The sequence below is a fragment of the Streptomyces sp. NPDC091649 genome, assembly GCF_044756785.1.
Classification (GTDB): domain Bacteria; phylum Actinomycetota; class Actinomycetes; order Streptomycetales; family Streptomycetaceae; genus Streptomyces.
This window is the reverse complement of record NZ_JBIVTR010000001.1, coordinates 297,361-323,222: the sequence shown is the minus strand read 5'-3', so window position 1 is coordinate 323,222 and position 25,862 is coordinate 297,361. Positions and strand designations below refer to the sequence as shown.

The window sequence follows — 25,862 nt, the reverse complement described above, 5'->3', positions numbered from 1 at the left end:
GGTGCCGAGTGAACCGCCGGAACCACGGCACCCGGTTCAGGTCCGCCGGAAGAACTCCACCTCGCCGACCGCGATCGGCCGGCCCTCGCCCTGGCCGACCGCCTGCCGCAGCACCAGCTCGACGGAGACGACGTCGCTGATGCCCGTCCGCACCGTCTGCTTGCCGGGCTTGTCGTTGAAGGTCACCGCCTTCTCGTGGACCTTGCCGTCCTTCGTGGTGACGCGCAGGTCCGCCCGGACCGGCCGCGCGCCACGCCGGAACTCCTGCGGCTCCTTGGACACACCGGTGTGCACCACGACCCCGACCAGCCGGAACGGGGTCCCGAACGAACAGGTCAGCGACGCGCCGAGCGCGGGAGCGCCCCAGTATTCGTTCGTCAGCCCGTCGACCGCCGCGCCGGCCGGGTGGCCGGCGGCCGCCGCGCTGGCGGTCACCCCCGTGGGGCTGATCTCCGCCGTGCCGCCGAGCTTGTCCCGGACGTCCTCGTAGACGTAGCGCCCCAGCGGGAAGAACAGGAAGCCCGCGACCAGCAGCCCGGCCACGGCCAGGACCAGCAGCGTCCGCCGCAGCGCCCGGCCCGAACCGCCGCGCACCCGGCGGCGGAACGGCCACACCGTGCGCCACCAGGGCAGAGCGGCGGGCTGTTCCCGGGTCCGCAGGGGAGCGGCGCACCGCCGGCAGAACTGCCGCCCCGGCAGGTTCGGCGTGCCGCAGGCCGGGCAGGGGGGACCGTCCGGCGTCTCGTCAGCCGCCAACGGCCGCACGACGGGCCGCCGGGCCACGGGCTTGGCCGGCCGTACCGCCCCGATCGGCTCGTCCTCGTCGGGCACTCCGGCGGAGGCGTTTCCGGACGCCGCCGGTGCGGACACCGGCATTCCGGGGCGTACGGGAGCGGGCGCGGGCCGCGCCGGGGGCACGGGCGGCGTCGCCGGCCGGGGTTCCACCGGCGGCGCGGCGGGCCGCGGTGGTACGGGAGCGGGGGCTGGAGGTTTCGCGGGCCCGGGCGTCGCCGCGGGTCCGGGGGCCGGCCGGGGCGGAGCCGTCGGCTGACCGGGGCGCGCCGGGACGGGGCGTGCCGGTGGTTCGGTGCGCTCCGGGGGCGCCGGGGCGGGGGGCGTCGACGGTTCGGGCCGCACCGGGGGCGCGGGCTCGGGCCGTTCCGGTGCGGCCGACCGTTCCGAGGGCGCGGGCGAGGGCGCGGGCTTGGGGGCAGGCGCGGGCTTGGGGACAGGCGCGGGCGCCGCGGGCGCGGGCCGCGTCGGTCGTGGCGGCAGGACGGAGCCCGGTACGGGCGTGGCCGGCGGCGGCCCGGACGGCTCCGCCGCGGGCTCCGCCCCGCCCCCGCTCCGAGGATCTTCCGGCTCCGGCTCGGGCTCCGGCTCGGGAACCGCCGTCCGCGTCGGCCGCACGGGCTGGGAGGACCACCCCAGGTAGCCGCCGCAGTTGCCGCAGAAATCGTCACTCTCGCCGTTGGCCGTACCGCACGCCGGGCATGAACGCATCGCGTCAGCCTCCTGTCTGTTCGGGCTCGTCGGGCGGGTCCGGCAGGACCTCCACCCGGCAGGTGAGGTGGACGGGGCACGAGGCCGTGGCGACGTCCAGGACGCGGCGGGCGTCCACCGAGGCGCCCTCGCGCACCGGCCAGACGCGGACCAGCAGTTCACCGGTCGGCGGCGGCGGGAGGGCGGCGCCCGGCTCGGCCGACCAGGTGGCGCCCCCGCCGTCCCGGACCTCCGCGTGCACACCGCAGCAGAGCCGCAGGCGCTCGACGAGACCCCGCCGGGTGCCGCGCCACCGGTGCAGCTCGACGGCGCGCGCGACGACCGCCCGGCGCAGCTCCACCGGCCACGCCGGATCGGCGTCGACGCCCACCCAGGACGCCAGCCACGGCAGGAAGTCGGCCGGGGCCAGCGACGGGTCGAAGTAGGCGGGCAGGTTGTCCAGGGTCGACAGGACCGGGGCCAGCACCGTGTCCAGCCCCGCCGTGAACCGCTGGGCCAGGTCGTCGTCCGCGTACAGGGCGGGCAGCAGGTCGCCGATCGGGTACCGGCTCGGCAGCCCGGGTATCGCGGCCCGCGTCATACGCCCTCACCGGCCCCGCTCGCGGTGACGACCACCTGGTGCTGGTGCGAGAAGACCAGGGCCCCCGGCGCGACGTCGACACGGTCCACCGCCGCCCCGCGCCGCCCGGTGATCGGGTCCGCCGGGAACAGCCGGACGTCCTCGACCAACCCCGCCCCCTCCACGCCCTGGAGCACGGCGAAGACCTCCCCGTACTGCACGGGCCTGCCGAACGGCCACCCCCGGCCGTCCGCCCCGCCCCGCAGCGGGTCGATGTGGCGGAACAGCGCCTCCAGCGCCTCCGACCGGACCCGGTCCACGTCCCCGGGCGCGGCCACCAGCCGGGCGACGACCGTGACGCCCTGGTAGGCGGGCGGCTCCACGACCAGCCGGGTGCCGACCAGCCGCCGTTCGTCGAGCCGCTCCGTGACCGCCGCGAGCACCGGGTCCGAGGGGATCAGCTGCTCGAACCGCAGCCGGCCGTCCTCGTCGGCGACCGCGTCGGGCACCACCAGCAGCCGCACCGCGCCGGCCTCGCCCGCCACGGCCGGCAGGCACCGTACCCGGCGCAGGGACGGTGCGGCCTCCCGGGCGATGACCTCGTAGTCCTCGGCCGTGACCGCCCGCTCCTGCACCCGCAGGATGTTGGGCGCGCGCACCTTCGCGTTCTCCACGGTCTCCCCGTCGACGCCGCCGGTCGCCGCCTCGCGGTTGTTCACGCCGGCGACGTACGGCACCGAACTGCGGAGCACGGAGATCGCGCCCCGGGCGACGTTCCCGGCAGCGCCGCCGCCGGTGCGGTAGCGCGGGACGCGGAGCTGGGCGCCCTTCTCCGGCACCGCCCCGTACGCGCGCATGGTGCCGTCCGGCTCCCGCACCTCGGGCGGGAACGCGAACTCCCCGGAGACCGCGTCGATCCGGACGTGCCGGTCACCGGGCCCGGAAGCGCCGAAGTGCTCGACCGGGGTCCAGATCTGCCAGCCCTCGTCCGCCGACACCTGCACGACCGGCGGCTCCCCGTCCAGCAGCAGAGGCGCCCGGCTCACCGAGAACCGCTGCCCGGCGACGCCCTCGGACACCCCGAGGGGCACGTCCACGACGGCCTCCGCGTGCTCCGCCGGCGCCGTGCCGCCGACCGTGAACACCTCGGCCTCCCGGATCGTCGGCGACTCCGAGTAGAACGGCTGGCCCGGCTCCGGAGCGGTGACCCGGCAGCGCAGCCACCCCGCCCGGGTCCCGGCCACGACGGAGGCGGTGTGACCGGCCGGGACGAACACGACGATCTCGCCGGGCCGGTTCAGCCCGCCGGTGCTGTCGGTGCCGGTCGCACACGTCACCCAGCGGGCGCCGTCCCACGCCTCCCACACCAGCGGCGGCTGACGCGGGTCGACGCCCACGCCCTCCACCCGGCTGTCCAGCCGGACGGCGACGATGCACCGGGGCACGGCCGTCGGCAGCCCGAACAGCAGGGCGTCGCCCGGCTCCGGCCGGGACTGGAAGCACGGGATGTCCTTGCCCGCGCCGAGCGGCGCGGTCCGGTCGGTCTGGTCGCCCGACACCGGCGCGGTGACCAGCCTGACCAGCGAACTCGGCACGATCGGCAGGTCCTGCGAGGTGGAGAACACCACCGGCTCCTCGGCCTCCCCGCGCGCGGTGGCGACCTCGGTGCCCGCGAGGAGGTGCACGGTCTCCGGCTGCGGCGCGGACAGCCAGAAGTCGATCTCGGCCCGCGCCACGGCCGGCGGGAACAGGGTCACGCCCAGCAGGTCGAGGAAGGCCGCGTAGTTCTTGTCCGGCACCCGGTTCAGCCGGTACAGCAACTGGTCGACCAGATACGCGAACGTCTCGATCAGCGTGACCCCCGGGTCCGACACATTGTGGTCGGTCCACTCGGGGGAGCGCTGCTGCACGTACCGCTTGGCCTCGTCGACGAGCTGCTGGAAGCGCCGGTCGTCCAGATTGGGCGAAGGCAGGGCCATCAGCGCACTCCCGTTTCCTGAGCAGTCCCGGACGGGCCCTCCAACGAGCCCTCCGAGGACGGGATGGTGTAGAAGGGAAAGACGAGGTTGCGCAGGTCGTTGGTGGCCCGCACGGTGTAGTGCACGTCGATGTAGAGCGTGCCCTCCTCGATGGCGTCGAACGCGATCACCACGTCCGTCACCTCGATGCGCGGCTCCCACCGCTCCAGGGAGGTGCGGACCTCCTGCGCGATCCGCCCGGCCGTCGCCCCGTCGCCGGGCGCGAAGACGTAGTCGTGGATGCCGCAGCCGAACTCCGGGCGCATCGGCCGCTCGCCGGGCGCGGTGCCGAGGATCAGGCCGATCGCCTCCTCGATCTCCCGGTCCCGCTCGACCAGCGCGATCCCGCCCGTGGGCCCGACGCGCAGCGGGAAGCCCCAGCCGCGCCCGATGAAGCCGCCGCCGCTCACACCGGGCCCCCGATCAGGACGTTCGGCGCGCCGCTGATGATGGGCGCGCCGCAGCTGGTGACGTCCCGCATCCGGGCGGCCGGCAGTCCGCCGATCAGAACCTGCCCGGTGAGGGCACCGGCCGGGTTGGGCATGATCACGTTGGCCGGCCCCAGCGCGGCGTGCGGAGGGACGACGCACACGTGGAGGCTCCCGGTGACGGCCGCGGGCCGGCCGCCGATGAACACGGTGGCCACGGCCACCGCACCCGGGGGCGGGGTGCCGATGAGACCGCCGTGGGCGGTGCTGTCGCCCGTGCGGGCTGCGGGGGGCATGGCCGGGGTTCTCCTTGCTGTGAAAGGGACTTCGGAGGTACGGGGGAGGAGCGGGGAGCGGCGGCGGGGTCAGTTGATCCTGATGAGCTTGGCCTTGAGGACCGCGAGCAGCCCGCCGTCGACCGTGACCCCCGTCTTACCGTTGACGGTCACCGAACGGCCGTTGATGGTCACGTCGCCGGTGGCCCCGGCGTCGAGGGTGATGCCCGAGGCGGACAAGGTCACCGAGCTCAGCTCCCGGGTGCCGCCGCGGGCCTTCACCGTCAGCCGGATCTCGCCCTTCTTCTCGTCGAGGACGACGTCGAGCCGCTTGTCGCCGGTGGCGACGCGCACCCCGGACGGGCCGCGCGGCGCGTCCAGCAGTTCCAGCCGGTTGCCGGAACGGGACACCAGGGAGCGGCGGTTGACCTTCCCGCTCGTCGGGTCGACCAGCGGGACGTCGTGCGGTGAGGGCTTGTCGACCCCGTTGTAGAGGCCGCCGAGCACGTACGGGCTGTCCAGCAGCCCCTGCTCGAACCCGACCAGCACCTCGTCGTTGACCTCGGGGCTGAACACCCCACCGCCGCCCTGGCCGCCCCACTGCACCGTACGGACCCAGTCGGTGACGTAGGTGTCGTCGAGCCACGGGAACTTCAGCCGCACCCAGCCGCGTTGACCCTTGCCCTCCTCGCGGATGTCGGTGACCACCCCGATCGCCAGGCCCGGAATGCGCGGACCCCGGGCGGGGGCGTTCCCGCCGGTGGCCAGCCCCGACAGCGAACGGTCCGGTGAGGCGCTGACGATCACCGTCGTGCGGTAGCCGGTGTCCGGTTCGAGGACGTGGTGCGCGGCGGTCGCGGTGTAGCGGCCGGAGAAGGCGGGCCCGACGTTGCCGAGGGCCACCGGCAGGCCCGCCCGCAGTTGCGGGTTTCCGTAGGCGACGGCCTCGACCTCCCCGAAACCGGCGCTGACCGACGCGGCGAGCGCTCCGGCCACGGCCCGGGTCTCCGCCTGGGTGCGGTACGGGGTGTCGGTGATCGTCGTACGGGAGTTGGAGCCGAACACCCTCGCCGCCGTCGACGGGCTCATCCCCGGGGTGACGGTGTCGCTGCGGACGGACTGCTGCCGGGCCACCAGCCGCGTCTTGGTGTCGACGTTCCAGCCGCGCACCTCGACGCTGTCCGCCCCGTCCGCCCCGGTCAGCACCGCACGCAGGGCCAGCAGGTTGTTCCCGTACTCCAGGACCATCGGATCGCGCGAGGCGGACGTCGAGGGCGCCGGGGCCGACGCGGCAGGCTCCGGCTTCGTGAACTGCAGCAGGCCCTTGGCGTCCACCCGCACCGTGGCGCCGCTCTCGGCCGCGAGGTGCTGGAGGAACTCCCAGTCCGACACGTTCGGCTGGGTCACCTGCTTGTACGTGACCGGCGCGGCCTCGATCCTCCCGCAGGCCAGGCCCGCGCCGGTGGCGACCTTGCGGACGATGTCCGCCGTCTTCATGTTCCGGTACGCCACGACCTTCCGGCCGCGCTGGAGCCGGTGCGCCTTGGAGAACGCCCGTACGACGGTGAACGAGCCGGTGGTGTCGGTGTCCAGCTCGACGGCGGTGACCTCCCCGGTGAACAGCCGCTCGCGCACCCGGTCCTGCACGGTGATCACCGAGATCTTCAGGGGGGTGCCCATGCCGATGCCGGTCTTGGCGAGGAAGGTGTGGTCGGGGTCCCGGTACATCAGGACGGCGGTGTCCGGCAGGCCCACGTTCTCGTCGACCACGCAGCTCACCAGCTGGGTGGCCCAGGCGGCGGGCAGCTCGGCGGGCGCCTCGACGATGGGGTCGGCGGCGAAGGAGCGGCCGGGGGAGTCCTTGCCGCTCATCGGTTCTCCTCCGCCAGGTGGTCTTCCCGCCCGGGCACGAGGAGTTCCCTCCCGGGGGTCAGCTGCATGGGGTCGTCGATGTCGTTGGCATGCGCGATGGTCCGCCAGGCGGTGGCGTCGCCGTACTCCCGCCAGGCCAGCAGCGGCAGGCTGTCCCCGGCCACGACCCGGTGGGTGCGTCGCGCCTCCTTCGAACCCGAGGTGGGGTTCTGGCCCGCCGGGTCGACGCTGGCCTCCTCGATCGACAGGGAGCAGGTGGCGCGCAGCGGCTTCCCGTCGACGTCGAAGAGGGTGTAGGAGACCGAGAGGTTGGAGAGCACCCCGTCGAACGAGGTCGTCTTGGACGTCCCCCAGTCGAAGCGCACCCAGGGGCTGGCGGGCGTCTTGCGGGCCAGGCTGCTCGGGGTGGGGACACACGCGGTCATCAACTGCTCCACCGCCTTCTCCACGGAGTTGTCGTGGGTGGCGGTGGCGTCGAGGAAGACCTCCAGCGACAGGGCCCGGGGCCCGCTGCCGACGAACTCGGGCAGCGCGGACTGTCCGGCCATCCGGGACGGAGTGCGCCGCCACTCGGTGCTCTTGCTCAGCGACAGCTTCGCGGGGTTGAACTGCAACGTGAGCCGGGCGAGCGCGCCGCCGGGCTTGGCGCCGACGGTCGACGGCGGCTCCATGATGGTCAGCTGGGCACGAGCGCGGCTCGCACGGAGAGCGGGTGACATTGCGTTTCTCCTTCCTTCGTCGTGGTCTTGTCGTCCGGTCGGACGCGTTGCTTCCGGTCAGGAGGGCTCCAGGCCCTCGTGTGCGATCTCCAGCGTCTCGATCGCCGCCTGGGAGTTGGCCGGATCGAAGGACGGGCCCTGCCAGCGCACCGGCACGATGCCGTGCACCTGCCAGCTGATGATCCGGCTGAGGTCGGGGCGCAGCGCCACGATCTCGCCGTCCTTGGGCTCGACCCGCTGGATCGTCTCGTTCAGCCAGCGTGCGATCTTGAGGGTGTCGGCGGTCACCGGGCGGGTCAGCGTGATGTTCGTCCAGGTGATCCGCCCCGGCAGCTGCCAGGTGAAACCGTTGTTGCCGCCCTCGGCGTACGTCTCCATCTCCACCTCGGCGCCCAGGCCGGAGCAGGTGTGGAACGCGCCCAGGTCGCTGCCGCCGATCGCGAGCTTGAAGAACACGCTCGTCGCGAAGATGTTGTCCGTCATGGGTCTCTCGTCTTCCGTGCTGTCTGCCGTACGGGTCGTGCGGGGGTGGTGCGGGGGCCCGGCGGATCCGGTGCGCCGGGCGGCGCGCGACCGGGACGGCCGTGCCGTCAGCGGCGGCCGTCGTGCGGTCGCCCGCTGCGTTCCCGGCCCCGCCGCAGGTCGGCGCGGATGAGCCGGCTCACCGGGTCGAGGAGCCGTCGTGCCAGCTCCTCGATCTCCGTTCCGCTCAGCCGGTTCGCCGCGGGAGCGCCGGCGGTGTCGTCGGAGCCGGCGGCCGCCCCGGTCGTCCCGGCCGCGGGCTTCGCCGGGGCGGCCCGCACGGGAACCCCGGTGATCCCGGCCTCCTCCGCCGCACGCTGGACCGCCTGCGCGGCGCCGCTCTGCGGGCGACCCGCTCCGGCGGCCCGCGCGGGGGTGCGCGGCGGCACCCGTACGGAGGGCCCCGGCGGCGGACCGGGAGCGGTCCCGCCCACGGGGGCCGGCCCGGCGGCCGGCGGACCGGCGCCGTCCGGCACCACCGGCATCGCCGCCCGCTGTACGGGTACGGGGGCTTCCGGCCGGGCCGCCGCGGGCGGATGCGGCCGGACGACCGGGACGGGGCGCGTGCCGGGGGCGGAGGCGGGGCGGATGCCGGGGGCGGTCGCGGAAGCCGCCGCTCCGGAAGCGGCGGCCGGCCTTCCCGACCAGGGAGGCGCGGTGTGCGGAAGCGGCGTCGCGGGCGCGGCCGAAGCGGCGACGCGCTGGACGGCGACAGCCGGAGCCGAAGAAGCCGCCGAGGCCGCCGGAGCCGAGGAAGACGGGGAGACGGGGGCAGGTCGAGCGACCGGTCCGGCGGCCGGGGAGGCGTGCCGCGCGGAGCCCGGCCGAGGGGCCTGGGCGGTACCCGGCCCGGGAGCCTGACGCGGCGGCGTGCCGGGGAGCTCGGGAGAGTCCGTCGCGGCCCGCCCGGACCGCCGTACGAGTCGCTGGAGCACACCGCCGGCGGATGCCGCGCGCCCGGCCGGGGCAGGCGTCGCCTGCGGGGCGCGACCGGGCTCACGCCGGCCGGCGGGTCCGGCGCTCCGTGTCACGGCGCCCGGGGCCGGAGCGGTGAGGGAGGTGCCGCCCCCATGGGCGGGGCGCGCGCTCGTGGAGCGCTGGACCGGGGCGCCGGACGCCGCTCCGGACGGCGCCGGCTGCTGGGAGCCCGCGCTCGGACGGGTCCCGGCCCGCCCGTCGAGCGCGCCCGGCTGCCCCACGTCGCGCCGCCAGGTGGCCGCCACGACCGGGCGGGCGGCGCCGCCCGCCGCAGGCGCCGGAGGGGCCGAGAAGCCCTCGGCGGAACCGGTGGTCACCGTCAGGCCGCGGCTCGGGAGCAGTGACCGGGACCGCTGGACCGCGGGCGACGACGGTGTCGCGCCGCCGGAGCCCCGTGCCGTCGCACGTTCTCGACCGACCGGCCGGACGCGTACGGGCGGCGGGGGAACGGCGGCCCTGCCCGTGCCGGTACGGGTGGTGGCGGGGCCTGGGCCCGCCGAGCGCTGGACGGCCGCGCTCCCGGGCGAGGACGCGGCGGGCCCGGTGGGCGCGGCGGCAGCGGACCGCACCGGCATCGCGGCGGGCACGCCCGTCGGAGCGGGGGCCGGAACGGCCGGCCGGGAGCCCGGTGCCGACGCGGGCCCCCGGCCCGTGGCCCGGCCCGCGTCGACTCCCGTCCCGGCGGACCGGCGGTCACCGAGGAGCGGCGCGTCACGGCCGACCCGCGCGGTCGGCGGCAGCGAGGCAAGCGGTGCGCCGATTCCGCCCCGCGCACGGGCGCGTGCGCTACCGGAAGCATCGGGTCCCGGCATCGGGGAGGGGGCGGCGGGCGTCGCGCCGCCCGGGGCCGGTGCACGCTGCACCGGAGGAGAGGGCGCCGGGGGACCGGGCGGCCCGGCGGGCCGGGGCGGCTGCGGCGCCCGGGACCGGGCGTCCGGCGACGGCTGCTGCCGCTCCGGCGCCTTGGCATCCTTCGAACCGGCCGGAGGAGTCGCCGGCCGGCGAGACGCGGCCCGCCCACGAGGAGTCGTGGGAATCGGGGGCGTTGGGGGAACCGGAGGCGTCGTGGCCGGAGGGCCGGCCTGGTCCGACGCCTGGCGCTGGAGCACCGGCAGCGGTCCCGCCGGCTGAGCCGTCGCGGGGGCGGACGGCACGACGCCCGCCGGGCCGTCGGCGCCGGCCGGCCTGGCCCCGGCGGGCATTTCGCGCAGTGGCCTGCCCAGGGCCGGGCGCACCACCTCGGCGGCGGGCCGGCCGGGGGATCGGTCAGAGGGCGGGGCGCTCGGGGCGTCGCCGTCCGGACGCGCACGGTCCGGTCCGTTCAGCGGCCCGGACCCGGCCCGCTGGACGGCGACGGAGCCGGCCGCTGCCGGAGAAGTCGAAGAAGCCGGAGACGCCGGAGCGGGCGAAGCCGCCGGGGGGCCGGCGGGCGTGGCGGGCGGGAGCCCGGCGATCTGCCGCAGCGGCATCGACGGTCGCCGCGCGACGATCAGCGGCGGGGCGATCCGCTGCGGACGCACGGGTGCCGGCCGGGCCCGCTGCCCCACGGCCGGACCGCTGTCGTCGGCAGTCCGCGGACGTGGCGGGGCGGCGGGAGCGCGTGCACCGGAAGGCGTGGGCGAGCCGGACGGACCGGCGGAACCGGCGGACTGACCCGAGGAGCGGGACGGGGCCGGGGACATCGACGGTCCCGACGGCGACCGGTTCGCGGCGGAAGGGGCCGAACCACGCGCCGCGCCCGCCCGCTGGACCGACGGCGAGCCGGCGTCCGGCTTCCCTGCGCTGCCCGATCCCGTACGTGTACCCGTACCGCTGGTCGTACCGCCGTTCGCCCTGGCGCCCTTTCCCGCCGCCTTGCCGGCCGGGGCGGACGGCAGGCCCGGCGAGGGCTCGGCGGGCTCCTCGGCGCCCGGGGCCCGGACGGCGCGCAGCAGCAGCGGCCCACCGGGGGACGCGGCCCGCGCGCCGCCCGGACGGGCGACACCGTGGATGAGGCCGACCGGGGCCGACGGCAGGACGGAGTGGCCGAGTTCGCCGCCCAGGGCGGGGTTCTGCCAGGAGGCCAGCCGCGACCGGAACCGCAGCCCGTCGCTCACCCCGATCGAGGACCGGGCGACCGTCACCGACGGCGGGGCCACCCGCCGCCAGCCGCCGTCCCAGCCGCCGCCGTCCCCGCCTCCGTCGCCGGACGTCGCCGACGTACCGGAAGCGGGGTCGGGGGCTGGGGCGGGAGCGGGCACGCCCGGCGTACCCGCGTGTCCGCCGCCCTCCGGAGAGGGAGCGGCGGACCGCTGCCCGTCCGTGCGGCGGAACCAGTCCCCGAACCCCACGCGATCACCCGCCTTCGTTGACGCGGGTGTTGATCCGCGCTATCTCCCGCACCCACTGCTGACGCTCGCCGTGGGTGAGATCGAGAATGTCCTCACGCTGCCAATGGAAGTGGTAGGCGACGTACGCGATCTCCTCCCGCAGCCGGGGAAGCGCGTACGTCACGATTCCCCCAGGCGCCCACCCGAGAGATCCACCTCGAACGACCCGTGGCACAGCGGGCAGGTCACCGCGGCATGCGTGTGGCCCTCGCTGTTGATCCGGCGGTAGAAGTCCTGGAGGAACGCCACGTCGGTCGCGTACATCCGCTCGACGATCCCGGCGTGCACATCGGTGACCGTGCCGAGCTGGGTGATCACCTGGCTCAGCAGCACCACGGACAGGTACGCCGGGTTCTCCTTCACCCGCAGGTCGATCTGCGGGCGCAGCTCGTCCCGGGCCGTCGCGAGCCGCATGGTGCCGTTCCGGTGCACCTGGCCCTCGTCGTCGACGAACCCGCGCGGCAGCTCGAAGGCGAACTCCGTCTGCAGCGTCTCCCGTTCCCGGGGGCGCGCGGGAGGGGGCGCGGAAGCCTCCTCCCGTGCGGCGGGCGCGGCGGCGAGGTTGTCGAGGACCTCTTCGAGTCCGCCGCCCGGCGTAACGGTCCGGCGCCTCATTCGACCACGATCTCCTCGAAGGTGATGGTCACCGTCTCGGTCGCCGCGCTGGACTCGCCGGCCTTGAGGGAAGGGCCCTCCCACTTGGAGGCCCAGCCCTGCATCAGCTGGATGCGACGGACGGTCTCCCCGGTCGAGTCCTTGATCTCGATCGTGAGGTTCTGCCGCGCGGTGTCGACGGCCCCGTTGTTCAGGGTCTCCTTGATCCACGTGGTGAACTCGCTGCTCTTGTCGAGCCCGCGGGTGATCGTCACCTCGCCCGCCTGGCGCGCGCCAGGCTGCTTGCGGATGATCTGCTTGCCCTCGGCGGTCACCTGACGGACCTCGACGACTTCTTCCTCGACGGTCATGCCGCTGATCTCCTGGATGGACTCCACGAGATAGCCGCCGAGCTGTACGCCGAAGACGTGGGTGGAAAGAGCGTCGCCCTCTGCCATGACTCTGTGTCACCTGTTCCGATCGGAAGTGAAAGGGTGGGGGAGGACCGGGAAGGTCACTCGTCGATGAGGCTGGTGCTGTCGGAGAACTGCGCCAGGCGGAAGATCACGAACTCCGCCGGCTTCACCGGAGCCACCCCGATCTCGCAGACGACCTGACCGAGGTCGATCGACTCCTGCGGGTTGTTGCTCCGGTCGCACCGGACGTAGAACGCCTCCTCGGCCGTGCGGCCGAACAGCGCGCCCCGGCGCCACTCCTCGGTGAGGAAGGCGGTGACATTGCGCCGGATGCTCGACCAGAGGCGGTCGTCGTTCGGCTCGAACACCACCCACTGGGTGCCGAGGAGGATGGACTCCTCCAGGTAGTTGAAGAGGCGGCGCACGTTCAGGTAGCGCCAGGCCGGGTCGGAGGAGAGGGTGCGCGCGCCCCAGATGCGGATGCCGCGGCCGGGGAAGGCGCGCACGCAGTTCACGCCGATCGGGTTGAGGAGGTCCTGCTCACCCTTGCTCAGACGGATCTCCAGGTCCACCGCACCCCGGATGACCTCGTTGGCGGGCGCCTTGTGGACGCCGCGCTCACCGTCGCTGCGCGCCCAGACGCCGGCCACGTGACCGCTCGGCGGCACCAGGGAGTTCCGGCCGCTCGCCGGGTCGAAGACCTTGACCCACGGGTAGTAGAGGGTCGCGTAACGCGAGTCGTAGCCGGCATCCTCGTTGCGCCAGGTGCGTACCCGCTGGGCGTTCATGCCCGGAGGGGTGTCCAGGACGGCGACCCGGTCGCCCATCTGCTCGCAGTGCGAGATGACCGCCAGCTGCACGGTCTTGACGCCCTCGGCGTCGATGTCCCCGCGCTGGAAGGCGCTCATCAGGTCCGGGACGGCGACCATCGTGATCTCGTCGATCGCTTCCAGGGCGGAGAACCCGGTACGCGCGGAGGCGTCGCCCACGTACTCGGAGGCGTCGAGGCGTGCCACACCGGAGCCGGGAGCGCCCGCGGCGGCCGGGGCGAGGGCGACGGTCTGCTTCTCGGGGCGGCTCTGTGCCGTGCCGGGCTGCTCGGCGACCTGGACGAACTTGGAGTCGCGGGCCTGGGTGACCAGGTAGCCCTTCACGTTCTTGCGGGTGGAGACGTCGTAGGTCTCCACGGCCTTGCCGCCCTGGCGGACCAGCAGCCGGAAGCGGTCCTCCGGAGGGTTCTCGCCCTCGGCGTCGGCGATCTCCACGGAGAGGTCGGCGCCCGTGCCGGGCTTCGCGGAGAGGAGGAACCCGCCGAGCGCGACGGCCGCGGGGGTCTGGGAGACCGCGCCCTGCGCCGCGTTCGCAGCGCCCTGCGCCGGACCGCCGATGCGCACGATGTAGGCCGCGCCGCCGCCGTTGGCGAAGAAGCCGTAGACGGCGTGCGCCAGGTAGGTGTCGGCGGTGAAGGTGCCGAACGTCTGCACGTACTGGTCCCAGTTGGTCACCAGCGTCGGCTGGTGGAAGGGGCCCGTCCCGGCGAAGCCGACGAAGGCTGCGACCGCGGTGCCGACTCCTTCGATGGGCCGTGCTCCGGACTGCACCTCCTCCACGTAAACACCGGGGGTGAGGTACGACGGCATGCTCGCTCCTTCTGGACGGTCACTTGATCACCGCCCAGTCTTGACCGCCCGAGCGGGCGGAGAGTAGGCCCCAGGGTCCTGGGCACGGGGCAAGGAGGCTGCCTTTCCGGGCCTCCGTACGCCGGGTAACGCTGCCCTTGGCGGGCGGAGCGGAGCGACCGCCGCATTCACGGTCGCCGCCGCGCAATTGGACCGGCGACGTGAAGGGAACGGGAACACCGTGTTACGAAAGAACCCCGATCGCCACCGCTGCCGGGCGACGGGGCGAAAAGGCGGACGGCCGCACCGGGGACCTGATGTGTTTGGTATCTCTTTTTCCCGGTAAACCCCGGCCGGCCGGGGACCGTCCGGGGTCGCCGCGGGAACTCTTCGAGGCGACGTGATTCGGCCAGAATGCGCCGAGAAGGTGGGTGGATCCGGCCGGGTACGGGGAAGAAAAGCGGGCGCGAGGACGCTCCGAACGGGCACCGGGCGCTTCCCCCGTACCGTCAGGACCATTCCTGAGCAGGCTTGTTCGCGCCCGTGGCCACCGGAAGCGGATATTCTTCCGGTGCTGTCGCCGTCACGGGCGACCGAACTGGCGGAGACCCCTGAGGCACGGGGGAGGGTGAATCCGCCATCGCCCGGCACGCCGGGTTTCCTCTCGGCCGGGTTTCTGCTGTTGTCTCGTCGGCAGGCGAAGCGGAGCGCTCGGCGTCGCTGTTTCTACTGTGGGAGATCGCTCAGCACGCCGCTGACATTCAGAACCTGATGGCACCCGGAAGCCTGTGTTCCGGTGGCCGGAGTGCCGGGCTTGGCACAGGTGACGGAAGCGGTGACGGTGGCGTTCTCCGGAACCTGAATGGGGGTGACCCAGTGATAGTCCTGGTTGCGGAAGGTCTCCAGCGCGATCGTCGTGATCTTGTTCTCTCCGAAGGAGATCGTCACGATCCCCTCGTCACCCTGGAAGTTCGCCACCACGACGTCGGTGACGCCGAACACCTTCCCGGCCGGAACCTTGTAGGCCCCCTCCTTCGTCGCCCCCGCCCGGGTCTGCACGTCGATGGTCTCGGACGCCTGCTGACCGCCGAGGCCCGAGCCCGCACCGCCGCCGCCCCCGCCCGTACCGGAACCGCCTGTACCGGAACCGCCCGCGCCGGGACCCGTTCCGCCCGGAGCGGTCCCCTGCCCCTGGCCGCCGGCCGGGTCGCCCGCACCGCCCCGGGGGGCCGCGCCCTGCTCCTTGCCGCGCTCGGTCTCCTTCTGCGCGGCCTCGGTCCCGGCCTGCTTTGCCGTGCTCTGCACCGCGGGCCGCACCAGGGCGAACCACGCGAGCAGCAGCGCCAGCAGCGCCGCCAGCACGATCAGCAGCCACTTGGGCAGCACCGGCATCTGGGCGAACTCCCCGGGCAGCGGCTCGGGCCCGCCGGGCCGCTCGTCCTCGGCCCCGCCTTCGGCGCCCTCGGTCGCGTGGACCTCGAACGGCCAGCTGACGGGCTCACCGAACCAGATCAGCTTCCGCGCCCGGACCTTCAGCCGCACCTCCGCCGCCTCGCCCGGCTCCAGCCGCTTCTTGTCGGGCGTGAAGACCAGCCGCAGATCCTCCCCCGCCTGCTTGCCCGCGAGGGCCACGTCGACCGGGGTGTTCCCCTTGTTCTGCACGGCCGTACCGAAGCGGGCGCCCAGCCAGCCCCGGCGGCGGCGCGGTTCCAGCTCCGTGCGGAGCTCGTGGAAGGGCTCCACGGTCACCGTGCCCTCGGGCACCACCACCGACTCGGGCCGCTCCGCGGGCAGGACCCGTACGGCCAGGGGGGTTTCGCCCGCCCGGACCTCGTGGGAGCGGGGCGGGGCGAAGGTGAGGGTCACCGTCTCGGAGGTGCCCGGGTACAGCGACACACGCGCCGGCTCGACGGTGCTCCAGGCGGAGCAGTCGCCGACCACTTCGAGTGTGTAGCCCTCGACGATGTCGCCGTCGTTGCGCACGGTCAGGGTGGTCGTCGCGGTACCGCCAGGCGACACCGTCACCGTGGGGCTTTCGAGTTCGGCAGATGTGGTCACTCTGCGACCGTAGGCGGCCCGCACCCCCCGGCAGCAGAGACGCGAGGGCAACGAGCGGGCAGGCGTGGTGCCCCGGAGGTCCATCGGCACGGTGTACCCGCGCCTCCTCCGCGGGCCCGCGCGCCCTGCCGCCCGCCCGGCGGGGGCGACACGAGCAGCAGCAGGCAAACCGGGCTGAAGTACCTGAGGAAGACGGGCACGGAACGATGACGATCACGGATACGACGAACAGCACGGCGATACGCGGGCAGTACCGCAGGCCCGACGCGGCGGACCGCCGCACGGCCGGCACCGGAGCGGCGCCCGGGGGCAGGGTCTCCGTAGCGGTGTACGCGGAGGACCTGATCCTGCAGACCGGCATGATCCACCAACTGCGGGTGCGGCCCGAGATAGAACTGCTGCCGGAGGCCGAGGCGGACCGCGCACAGGTCTCCCTGGTCGTGGTGGACATGGTGGACGAGCCCACCGTCCAGCTCCTGCACCGCCTCCAGCGCAACACGTCCACCCGCACCGGGCTGGTCGTCGGATTCTTCGAGTCGGGCGCGCTCCAGACCCTGATCGAGTGCGGGGTCGCCGCCGTCCTCCGGCGCGGCGAGGCCGACCAGGACCGGCTCGTCCACCTGGTGCGGGCGATGGCCAACGGCGAGGGCGTACTGCCGGGCGACCTCCTCGGCAAGCTCCTCGACCACGTCAGCTCCCTCCAGCGGACGGTCCTCGACCCCCGCGGGCTCACGCTCTCCACTCTCACCGCGCGTGAGGCGGAGATGATCCGGCTGGTCTCGGAGGGCTGCGACACCGCGGAGATCGCACGGAAGACCTCGTACTCCGAACGCACCGTCAAGAACGTGCTGCACGAGGTCGCGACCCGCCTCGAACTGCGCAACCGCGCCCACGCGGTGGGCTACGCGATGCGGCACGGCCTCATCTGAGACGCCGCCCGCCGCAAAGGGCAACGCTCCCTTCCCCCGCCCCGGGTACTCGCGGCCTGTCCTTCACCCCCGCGCGGGGGTGAAGCTGGCCGGTGGAGAGTCATCGACAGACTGTGAGGTGGGCCGTGACCGGCACTGCTGGCCCGGCAAGGCATTCCCGGCTGGGCCGACTGACCGGCGCGGTGGTGCTGTTGGCGCCGCTGCTGCTGGTCGGCTCGGCCGCCGCCCCGCACGGGGCGGCCGAGGCCGTCGCCGCGGAGGCGGCCTCGGAACCGCTCCAGGCGGGGCGCATCGCCTTCGCCGGCACCGAGCACCGCAGCCTCGGACAGGCCAACGACAAGGACACCACCGACCAGCTGTTCGGCGACGGTCCGGCCCACTACGACCAGGACCCCTCGGCACGCGGTGACGTCCTGGTCTTCACCAGCCTGCGTGACAGCCCCCGGCCCCAGGTGTACGTGCGCGGCGCGGACGGGTCGGTGCTCCGGCTCACCACCGACCGGGACGCCGCCCACCCCGAACTCTCCCCGGACGGCCGGACCGTGGTCTTCGACTCGGCCGAGCCCGGGCCCGGCGGCACGGTCCAGCGCGACCTGTGGTCGGTCGGCGTCGACGGCGCGGACCCCCCTCGCCGGCTCACCGACACCTCCGACAACGAGGAGTCCCCGACCTGGTCGCCGGACGGCACGAGGATCGCGTACGCCTACGACGGCGACGCCCTGCGGGGATGGCAGATATTCGAGCGGGCCGTCACCGGCGGCCCGCAGACCCGGATCAGCGACGGCCCGGCCGGTGACGCGACCGAGCCGTCCTGGAATCCGGTCGACGACGAGGAGCGCCGGGGCCTCGTCGCGTACACCCTCACCACCAATCCCGACCCGGACGTCGACGACGGCACCGAACTGCGGGCCACCCAGGGCCTCGGGACCGACCGGCCGCTGCTGGCCGGCGCGCACGCCGCCTGGGGTACCCGCTCGGCCTCCTGGCTGCCCGACGGCAACGACATCGTCTTCCTCAGCCCCTACCACACCTGCGGCTGTGACGACTTCGACCACGTCTACCGGGTGACCGCGTTCGAGGGCGACGAGCCGCCGGACCAACTGGTCAACGAGAACCGCCGGGTGGGGCCGCCCACCTGGTTCCCCCCGGCCGGGACCGTCGTGATCCCCCGGATCACCGCGAAGCCGGTCGGCCTCCTGTCGGCGGCGTCCGTCGTGACGCTCCAGGACGTCCGCCAGGACGGCTCCGACCCGCGCGACCTGCACCTCACCATCCTGAAGGAGGACCCGGCGGCCCGCACGAACGACGACCCCGCCGTGAACCCCCTGTTCCGGCCGGCCGAGGGGTACGACCCGTGGCACGAGCGGCAGAACTACACGCCCGACGGCCGGCGCATCGTCGTCACCCGCTTCGAGGACAGCCCCGACGGGCGGATCGAGCAGATCTGGATGGCCGACGCCGAGGGCGCCGGAGCGAAGCCTCTGCGGCTCGACGGGCGTGGCCCCAAGGACTGGGACACCGACCCCACCTTCTCGCCGGACGGCACCAAGCTCGCCTTCACCCGGACCTCGCCCGGCGGCGTCGGGGACAAAGCGGGCCCGAGCCGCATCCTCATCGCCGACGTCGCCACGGGCGCGATCCTCGACGAGATCCGGCCGCCCGCAGGCCGGCCGGCGGGCGACGACGCCCAGCCGACCTGGTCCTCCGACGGCGCCAACCTCGCCTTCACCCGCAAGCAGGTCGTCAACGGCAACGGCGGCAACAAGCACATCTGGGTCGTGCCGCTGGCGGACCTCGACCGGCAGCGGGACCTGAGCGCCACCATCTGCCCCGGCGACTGCGAAGTCGTCGACGACAGCCCCGCGTTCTCCCCGGACGGCCTGAAGGTGGCGTTCAACCGCAAGGACGGCGGCGGCCGGGTCAACCAGCGGGCCGGCGTCCTCATCAAGCCCCTGCGCGGCGGCGGCTGCCGGGTCGTCCTGCCCTCCGTCCAGAGGGACAACCCCGAAGGCTGCGACCTGCCGATCCCCGACACCAGCGCGACCGGCCCCCACCAGCCCCGTGACGTGGCCTGGTCGCCCGACGGCGGCAAGCTCCTCTTCACCTCGCGCCGCGAGCTCCCGCCCAACTCCATGGAGCAGCTCTCCGTACTCGACATCGCCTCCGGCGACCTGGCCCCCCTGGAGAACGGCCACGACGGGCGGCAGAAGGAGCCCGCCTACCAGCAGTCGGTGGACCTGTCGCTGACCGCGCCGCCCACCAGGGACCCGGTGGAGATCGGCTCCTCCACCGAGGTGGCCGTCACCGTCACCAATCAGGGCCCCTCGCCCTCGCCCGGCACCGTCCTCACCGTCGACGCCCCGCCCGGCGTACGGCTGGAGGAGCTGACCACCGACGCCGGGACCTGCGCCGCCCATACGCCCCAGTGCGACCTCGGCATCGTCCCGCCCGGGACGGGCGTGACGGTCACGGCCCGGCTGACCGGCGTCACCGCCGGCGACCAGCGGATCAACTGGTCCGTGACCGGAGCGGTCCTCGACCCCAACCCCACGGACAACGCCACCGGAACGGTCGTCCCGGTCCAGGACGTACCGCCACCGCCGACACCGACGCCGTCCCCGACGACGCCGTCCCCCACGCCCACTCCGACGACTCCGGCCCCGCCTCCGACGACCGCGCCTCCGACGACCACACCGCCCCCGCCGCCGGCCCCCGCGCCCCCGCCGCCCGCGCCCGAGGCCGGACCCGGCGTCACCGTGCGGGCCCAGCCCGGCCCCGGCTATGTCGGCGGCAAGGTCGTGGTCACCTACACCGTGCGCAACGGCAGGAACGCCATGGCCACCGGGCTCCGGCTGAAGCTCGGCCTGCCCGCGGACATCCCCGCCGGACGGCTGCCCGCAGGCTGCGCCGGCGGCGCCTGCGCGCTCCCCGACCTCGCCCCCGGCGCTTCCACGGTCGTCAGCGTCGTCCTGTCGCCCGACAAGGCCCTCCGCGCGACGATCACCGGGTCGCTCACCACCACGGGCACCGACGCCGACCTCCGCGACAACGTCTCCCGGACCCGGCTGCGCATCCTCCAGCCCCGCATCATCGCCGTGCCCGCCATCGGCAAGCCCGGCTTCGTCACCTCCGTACGGGGCAAGGACTTCCCGCCCGGCACGCCCGTCACCCTCAGCTGGAAGCCCGGCATCACCGCCACCGCGGCCCCGACCCGGCCGCTGGGCGACGGCACCTTCATCGCCCAGCTCCTCATCCTGGCCAAGGACCAGACCGGTCCGCGCACGATCATCGCGAAGGGCCCCGGGTTCAGCCCGGTGAAGACGCCGTTCCTCGTCGTGCTCGGCACCATCACCCCGCCGGACGAGGTGGTCCGCCGATGATCCACGAAGTCGACGAGGGACTGCGGCTGCTGCTGGCCGAGGCCGGACTGGAGGAAAGCGGAGTCGACCTGGTCTTCGACGCCCCGACGAAGGACTGGTCCGCCCGCCGCAACGCCCCCACCATCAGCGTCTTCCTGCACGGCATCCGCGAGGACGCGGGCAGACGGCGCACCGGTACGGCCGAGACGCACGACGAGGAGGGCGTGGTCACCGGGTGGCGGACCCCGCCGCGCTGGTTCGAGCTGACCTATCTGGTCACCGCCTGGACCAACCGCCCGCAGGACGAACACCGCCTGCTCTCCGAGGTGCTGCGCACCCTCGTCCGCTCCGACGTGCTGCCCGCCCGGACGCACACCGGCAGCCTCGCCGAACTCGGCCTCACCGTGGAGCTGGAGGCGGCCGGGCCGGGAGCCGGCGGACCGTCCGCCTCGGACGTATGGTCCGCCCTCGGCGGTGAGCTGAAGGCCGCGATCGACCTGCGGGTTCTCGCACCGCTGGCCGGCGAACGCACCCCCGCGGGCCCGCCGGTCACCGAAGGACTCGTGATGAAGGCCGCTCCCCACCTGGACGGCGACGACGGCGGCCCCGGCCGCCGCCTGCGCTACGACGGAACGTCAGACCCGGGCGGTCAGGGCTTCGCGGCCCCCCGCGAACGGCGACTGCCGCCCGGCCGGCGCAGGCGGGGGAACGCGGCACGATGACCCTGGCACCCCAACAGACCCACGACCACGGCCCCATGGCCGGCATCCGGGAACTCTGGGAGCGGCTCGGCCGCGTCGAGCAGCGGGTCAGGGAAGCCGTCGCGGCACGCCGGGCCGCGGACCCGGACCCCGACGACCCCTACCGGGGGCAGTACCTCACCCCCGAGGCCGCGATGCGCGTCCTGGAGACCCGCGACGCGTTCACGCCCGTACCGGTGTACGAGGACGGAGCCCCGCCGGACGGCCCCGCCGAAGGGCGGCTCGGCCGTCTGGCCGAGCGCTTCGGCCTGGCGCCGCCGGACGTCGAACTCCTGCTGGTCGCCATGGCCCCGGACATCGACTCCCGGTTCGAGCGGCTGTACGGCTACCTCAACGACGACCTGACCCGCCGCCGGCCCACCATCGGCCTGGCCCTGGAACTCTGCGGACTGCCCGCCGCGGGCTCCGGCCGCTTCCGGTTCGCGCCGACGGCCCCGCTCGTCGCGGGCGGGCTGCTGGAGATCGCGGACGGCGAGCGGCCGCTGCTCTCCCGGACCCTGCGCGTACCCGACCGGGTCACCGCCCACCTCCTCGGCGACGACGAGACCGACGGCCGGCTGCGCGGACTCGTCCACGAGGCCGCGCACCCGCGAGAGCCGGAGGAGCGGCCCGAGGTCCCCCGGATCGCGGCCGCCCTCGGCACGGGCAGCGGCCTGGTGCACCTGCTCGACCGGGGCGGCGACCCGCGCGGCCTCGCGGTCGAGGCGCTGCACTTTGCCGGCCGGCGCCCGCTGGTCGTCGACATCACCGCGCTCGCCACCGCGACCCAACCGGCCCCGCTCGTACGGGCCCTGGCGACCGAGGCCCGCCTCGGCCGCGCCGGGGTGGTCCTCGGCCCGCTCGAAACGCTCGCCCCCGAACGCCCCGAGGGGGCCCGGGTGCTCGGGTCCCTGTGCGCGGCGCTCGGCGGCACACCCCTGATCGCGTACGGCAAGAGGAACTGGGACCCGCTGTGGACCGCGGAGAGCCCGGTGCCCGTCACCGTCCCGCCCCCCGGCCCCGACGGCGCCGCACGGCAGTGGCGGCGCGCGCTCGCCGACGCGGGCCGGTCCGTCGGGATGTCCGCCGAGCACGCGTCCGCCGACGACAGCCTCGTCGAGGCCGCCGCCGCCTACCGGCTCGACTCCGGCCAACTGCGCAGGGCCGCGACCGTCGCGTCCCGGCTGGCCGTCCTCGGGCAGCGGCCGGTGACCGCGGAGGACCTGCGTACGGCGGTCCGCGCCCAGAACGGCGCCGGACTGGAACGCCTCGCCCGCCGCATCGAGCCCGCGGTCGGCTGGGACGACCTGGTGCTGCCCCCGACGACCCGCACCCAGCTCTCCGAACTCGCCCTGCGCGCCCGCCACCGCGAAACGGTGCTCGGGCAGTGGCGGATGCGGCCGGGCGGCGGCCGGGGCCGGGGCGTCATCGCCCTGTTCGCCGGGGAGTCCGGCACCGGCAAGACCATGTCCGCCGAGGTGATCGCCGCCGAACTGGGCATGGAGCTGTACGTCGTGGACCTGTCCACGGTGGTGGACAAGTACATCGGGGAGACCGAGAAGAACCTGGAACGGATCTTCGTCGAGGCGTCCGACGTCAACGGCATCCTCCTGTTCGACGAGGCCGACGCCATCTTCGGCAAGCGGTCCCAGGTCAAGGACGCGCACGACAAGCACGCCAACGTGGAGTCGGCCTACCTCCTCCAGCGCATGGAGTCCTTCGACGGCATCGCCGTGCTCACCACCAACCTGCGGGCCAACCTCGACGAGGCGTTCACCCGCCGCCTCGACGTGATCGCCGAGTTCCCGATGCCCGACGCCCCGCAGCGCCTGGCCCTGTGGGACCGCTGCCTGGGCCCGGCGATCCCGCGCGATCCCGCGCTCGATCTGGAGTTCTGCGCGCAGCGCTTCGAGCTGGCGGGCGGGTCGATCCGGGCCTGCGCGGTGACCGCCGCCTACCTCGCGGCCGAGTGCGGGGCACCGCTGGACATGGACCAGCTCGTCACGGCGGTGCTCCAGGAGTACCGCAAGCTCGGACGGCTGGTGCTGGAGAGCGAGTTCGGACCGTGGCTGGGGAAGGAGCGGGCACGCGGCGGACGGTAGGCGCCCGGGGCCCGGGGCGGACGCGGCCCGCGTGCGGGCCCCGAAGCCCTCTCGCGTCCGTCGTCCCGTTGACCCGAACGGGGACGCGACGCGGGCGGCTTCCGCCCCTTCCGCCACCTGGCTCCGATACTGAGCCGATGATCACAGGACTGCGCGCATGGATGCTCCCGGAGCGTCAACGGCGGACGACCCAGGAGCGGCAGCTGGAGATCGGCCGGGTCGGAGACTGACCGCCGGCAGGGGCGGTGTGATCACCTGGCCGAGTTCGTCACGGCCGGTAGACCATGTCGATCAGGCCCCCGGCGATGAGAGCCCACACTCCGACGCCTACCAGCCACCACGACCCGCTGGCGGCCCCGGCCGCGAGGAGCAGCACGGCGGCCAGGAACAGGGAGTACTCGGTGCGCCGCAGGCCCCGGGCGAAGTCCGGACCGTTCACCCGATCGGCCGCCGGGCCGGCCCGGGCCGGCGAGAGGAGTGGAGGCGCAAGCCCCTTCGGAGTCGCATGGCCCCAGCGTAGACACGGTCCGGGGCGAACGGCAGAGCCTCGTGTCGAATACGGCGTCAGGATTGTCTATCGTCTACCAGTGCGAAGAATCGTGATGCCTGACCGCGGCGCGGAGGGCCTGGTGTGGTGAGGCGGCGATGGCCGCGGCTCCGGCATCCCGCGCAGTTCGTCGTGGCCGGTTTCGCCACGGCGGTCGCGGGCGGCACCGGTCTGCTGATGCTGCCGGTGGCCAAGGCCGGACCGGGGGGGCGCCGGAGCGATGGAGGCGCTGTTCACCTCGACCTCCGCCGTCTGCGTGACCGGTCTGGTGGTGGTGGACACACCCGGCTACTGGACCGGCTTCGGGCAGGCGGTGATCCTCGGGCTCATCCAGGTGGGCGGCTTCGGCATCATGACCTTCGCCTCGCTGCTGGTGCTGCTGGTCTCCCACCGCATCGGTCTGAAGGCACGCATGACGGCCGCCGCCGAGACCAAGACCCTGGGCCTGGGCGATGTGCGCTCGGTCGTGACCGGTGTCGTCAAGGTCAGCCTCCTGCTGGAGGCCGTCACCGCGCTGATCCTGGCCGTGCGGTTCGCCACCGCCTACGACGAACCCGTGCCCCGGGCCGTGTGGCTGGGCGTCTTCCACGCCGTCTCCGCGTTCAACAACGCCGGTTTCGCCCTGTACTCCGACAGTCTGATGGGCTTCGTCAGCGACCCGTGGATCTGCCTGCCCATCGCCCTGGCCGTCATCGCCGGCGGACTGGGCTTCCCCGTGCTGTTCGAGGTGCGCCGCCGGTTCCGCAGGCCGCGCGGCTGGTCCCTGCACACCAAGATCGTGCTGTGGGCCACCGCCGTGTTCCTGGTCGGCGGCAGCGCCTTCATCACCGCGATCGAGTGGTCCAACCCCGCCACCCTGGGGCCCTTGAACGCACCGGGGAAGCTGCTGGCCGGGTTCTTCCAGGGCGTCATGCCGCGTACCGCCGGGTTCAACAGCATCGACACCTCCCAGATGTACCCCGCGAGCTGGCTGGGCACGGACGTGCTGATGTTCATCGGCGGGGCCAGCGCGGGCACCGCCGGCGGCATCAAGGTCACGACCTTCGCCGTGCTGTTCTTCGTCATATACGCGGAGATCCGAGGCGAAGGAGCGGTCAACATCTTCCACCGCCGCCTGCACGGCGACCTCCAGCGCCAGGCCCTGACCGTGGTGCTGCTGTCCGTGGCCGCCGTCGCCGTCACGACCGTGGCCTTCATGGTCTTCTCCGACCACAACCTGGACAGATCACTGTTCGAGGTGACGTCCGCCTTCGCCACCGTCGGGCTGTCCACCGGCATCACCGCCGACCTGCCCGTCGGCCTCCAGCTGCTGCTGATCGGGTTGATGTTCATCGGCCGCCTGGGCCCCATCACCGTCGCCTCCGCGCTCGCCCTGCGCAGCCGCGTCCGCCTGTACGACCTTCCCGAGGAGCGACCCGTCATTGGCTAGGAAGACCACCCCCAGGAAACGCCGTTCGGGGCCGCAGGGCTCCGTCGTCGTCATCGGTCTGGGCCGCTTCGGCCGCGCCCTGGCCCTCGAACTCGTGGACGAGAACACCGAAGTACTCGGCATCGACGAGAGCGCCGAAGTCGTCCAGGCCATCTCCGGCCATCTCACCCACGCGGTCCGGGCCGACTCCACCAAGGAGGACGCCCTGCGCCAATTGGGTGTGCACGAGTTCGACCGTGCGGTCGTCGCCATCGGCACCGACCTGGAAGCCAGCATCCTCACGGCCTCGCTGCTGATCTCCTTCGGCATCGAGAACGTCTGGGCGAAGGCCATCAGCGAGGCCCACGGGCGCATCCTCACCCAGCTCGGCGTCCACCACGTGGTCTACCCCGAACACGACATGGGGCAGCGGGTCGCCCACCTCGTACGGGGCCGCATGCTCGACTACATCGAGTTCGAGGACGACTTCGCCATGGTCAAGACCAACCCGCCCGCCGACATCATCGGCCTCCCGCTGGCGAACAGTGCCGTCCGCTCCCGCTTCGGTGTCACGGTCGTCGCCATCAAGCGCCCTGGAGAAGGGTTCACCTACGCCACTCCCGATACGGTCGTGGAGGCGGACGACACCGTCATCGTCGCCGGGCGGACCCGGGCGACGGAACGCTTCAGCGAACTCCAGTAGGGCCTGCCCCGGCGAAGGCCGCGGACGTCCACGGTGTCCTCCGTACCCTCGGGGCAGGCCCTGGCAACGCTGACGGCGCGAGTGGAGCCGGGGCGGCGCCCCTCACCCGGTCGGCGATCGGCGGCCGGGTGTCAGCGGGCGCGC

21 protein-coding genes are annotated in these 25,862 nt (G+C 74.1%); 6 read left to right on the top strand and 15 right to left on the bottom strand.

Annotated features, from left to right (window positions below; translation table 11 throughout):
* Positions 1-36: 36 nt before the first annotated feature.
* From ACIQMU_RS01415 to ACIQMU_RS01350, 14 genes are all read right to left on the bottom strand, one after another.
* Entirely contained in the window at positions 37-876 is an 840-nt protein-coding gene (locus ACIQMU_RS01415) for an NADase-type glycan-binding domain-containing protein (RefSeq protein ID WP_402688027.1), read from the bottom strand.
* A gap of 631 nt (positions 877-1,507) precedes the next feature.
* On the bottom strand, positions 1,508-2,083 hold the full coding sequence (locus ACIQMU_RS01410; RefSeq protein WP_352238295.1) for a phage tail protein I: 576 nt from the start codon (positions 2,081-2,083) through the stop codon (positions 1,508-1,510).
* Entirely contained in the window at positions 2,080-4,041 is a 1,962-nt protein-coding gene (locus tag ACIQMU_RS01405; RefSeq protein WP_402688026.1) for a putative baseplate assembly protein, read from the bottom strand. The genes ACIQMU_RS01410 and ACIQMU_RS01405 overlap by 4 nt, the downstream gene beginning before the upstream one ends.
* Complete coding sequence (locus ACIQMU_RS01400; RefSeq protein WP_352238297.1) at positions 4,041-4,490, bottom strand: GPW/gp25 family protein; 450 nt, start codon at positions 4,488-4,490, stop codon at positions 4,041-4,043. The genes ACIQMU_RS01405 and ACIQMU_RS01400 overlap by 1 nt, the downstream gene beginning before the upstream one ends.
* Positions 4,487-4,804, bottom strand: a complete 318-nt coding sequence (locus tag ACIQMU_RS01395) for a PAAR domain-containing protein (protein ID WP_352238298.1) — start codon at positions 4,802-4,804, stop codon at positions 4,487-4,489. Before ACIQMU_RS01395 ends, ACIQMU_RS01400 begins: the two co-directional genes overlap by 4 nt.
* Positions 4,805-4,873: 69 nt before the next feature.
* Positions 4,874-6,655 carry a VgrG-related protein gene (locus ACIQMU_RS01390; protein ID WP_402688025.1) on the bottom strand — a complete coding sequence of 594 codons (1,782 nt, stop codon included), beginning with the start codon at positions 6,653-6,655 and terminating at the stop codon, positions 4,874-4,876.
* Positions 6,652-7,374 carry a LysM peptidoglycan-binding domain-containing protein gene (locus tag ACIQMU_RS01385; protein ID WP_388533332.1) on the bottom strand — a complete coding sequence of 241 codons (723 nt, stop codon included), beginning with the start codon at positions 7,372-7,374 and terminating at the stop codon, positions 6,652-6,654. Before ACIQMU_RS01385 ends, ACIQMU_RS01390 begins: the two co-directional genes overlap by 4 nt.
* A 57-nt stretch (positions 7,375-7,431) precedes the next feature.
* On the bottom strand, positions 7,432-7,857 hold the full coding sequence (locus ACIQMU_RS01380; RefSeq protein ID WP_007457195.1) for a phage tail protein: 426 nt from the start codon (positions 7,855-7,857) through the stop codon (positions 7,432-7,434).
* 107 nt (positions 7,858-7,964) lie between these two features.
* Complete coding sequence (locus tag ACIQMU_RS01375) at positions 7,965-8,381, bottom strand: hypothetical protein (protein ID WP_402688024.1); 417 nt, start codon at positions 8,379-8,381, stop codon at positions 7,965-7,967.
* Between the two features lie 2,827 nt (positions 8,382-11,208).
* The gene (locus ACIQMU_RS01370) at positions 11,209-11,367 is read right to left on the bottom strand and encodes a DUF6760 family protein (RefSeq protein WP_003966147.1); all 159 of its coding nucleotides are present in this window, start codon (positions 11,365-11,367) and stop codon (positions 11,209-11,211) included.
* Complete coding sequence (locus ACIQMU_RS01365) at positions 11,364-11,858, bottom strand: hypothetical protein (protein ID WP_352238302.1); 495 nt, start codon at positions 11,856-11,858, stop codon at positions 11,364-11,366. The genes ACIQMU_RS01370 and ACIQMU_RS01365 overlap by 4 nt, the downstream gene beginning before the upstream one ends.
* On the bottom strand, positions 11,855-12,295 hold the full coding sequence (locus tag ACIQMU_RS01360; protein WP_007457189.1) for a phage tail protein: 441 nt from the start codon (positions 12,293-12,295) through the stop codon (positions 11,855-11,857). Before ACIQMU_RS01360 ends, ACIQMU_RS01365 begins: the two co-directional genes overlap by 4 nt.
* Positions 12,296-12,351: 56 nt before the next feature.
* Positions 12,352-13,893 (bottom strand): phage tail sheath family protein, encoded by a 1,542-nt coding sequence (locus ACIQMU_RS01355; RefSeq protein WP_352238303.1) that lies wholly within the window; start codon positions 13,891-13,893, stop codon positions 12,352-12,354.
* Between the two features lie 705 nt (positions 13,894-14,598).
* Complete coding sequence (locus tag ACIQMU_RS01350) at positions 14,599-15,897, bottom strand: hydrolytic protein (RefSeq protein WP_352238563.1); 1,299 nt, start codon at positions 15,895-15,897, stop codon at positions 14,599-14,601.
* 239 nt (positions 15,898-16,136) lie between these two features.
* On the opposite strand from ACIQMU_RS01350, the gene ACIQMU_RS01345 reads away from it, so the two are divergent.
* From ACIQMU_RS01345 to ACIQMU_RS01330, 4 genes are all read left to right on the top strand, one after another.
* Positions 16,137-16,859 (top strand): response regulator transcription factor, encoded by a 723-nt coding sequence (locus ACIQMU_RS01345; protein ID WP_352238304.1) that lies wholly within the window; start codon positions 16,137-16,139, stop codon positions 16,857-16,859.
* Between the two features lie 125 nt (positions 16,860-16,984).
* Complete coding sequence (locus ACIQMU_RS01340) at positions 16,985-20,239, top strand: hypothetical protein (protein ID WP_402688023.1); 3,255 nt, start codon at positions 16,985-16,987, stop codon at positions 20,237-20,239.
* The gene (locus ACIQMU_RS01335) at positions 20,236-20,940 is read left to right on the top strand and encodes a DUF4255 domain-containing protein (protein ID WP_352238306.1); all 705 of its coding nucleotides are present in this window, start codon (positions 20,236-20,238) and stop codon (positions 20,938-20,940) included. Before ACIQMU_RS01340 ends, ACIQMU_RS01335 begins: the two co-directional genes overlap by 4 nt.
* Positions 20,937-23,060 carry an ATP-binding protein gene (locus ACIQMU_RS01330; protein WP_402688022.1) on the top strand — a complete coding sequence of 708 codons (2,124 nt, stop codon included), beginning with the start codon at positions 20,937-20,939 and terminating at the stop codon, positions 23,058-23,060. The genes ACIQMU_RS01335 and ACIQMU_RS01330 overlap by 4 nt, the downstream gene beginning before the upstream one ends.
* A gap of 268 nt (positions 23,061-23,328) precedes the next feature.
* Here ACIQMU_RS01330 and ACIQMU_RS01325 read toward each other — a convergent pair whose 3' ends face one another.
* Complete coding sequence (locus ACIQMU_RS01325) at positions 23,329-23,499, bottom strand: hypothetical protein (RefSeq protein WP_352238308.1); 171 nt, start codon at positions 23,497-23,499, stop codon at positions 23,329-23,331.
* 328 nt (positions 23,500-23,827) lie between these two features.
* On the opposite strand from ACIQMU_RS01325, the gene ACIQMU_RS01320 reads away from it, so the two are divergent.
* Together ACIQMU_RS01320 and ACIQMU_RS01315 are read left to right on the top strand one after the other, a co-directional pair.
* Positions 23,828-25,036, top strand: coding sequence for a TrkH family potassium uptake protein (locus ACIQMU_RS01320; RefSeq protein ID WP_402688021.1), 1,209 nt, complete (start codon positions 23,828-23,830; stop codon positions 25,034-25,036).
* Positions 25,029-25,718: a TrkA family potassium uptake protein gene (locus ACIQMU_RS01315; RefSeq protein ID WP_352238310.1), complete on the top strand. Its 690-nt coding sequence runs from the start codon at positions 25,029-25,031 to the stop codon at positions 25,716-25,718. The genes ACIQMU_RS01320 and ACIQMU_RS01315 overlap by 8 nt, the downstream gene beginning before the upstream one ends.
* The last annotated feature ends 144 nt before the right edge of the window (positions 25,719-25,862 follow it).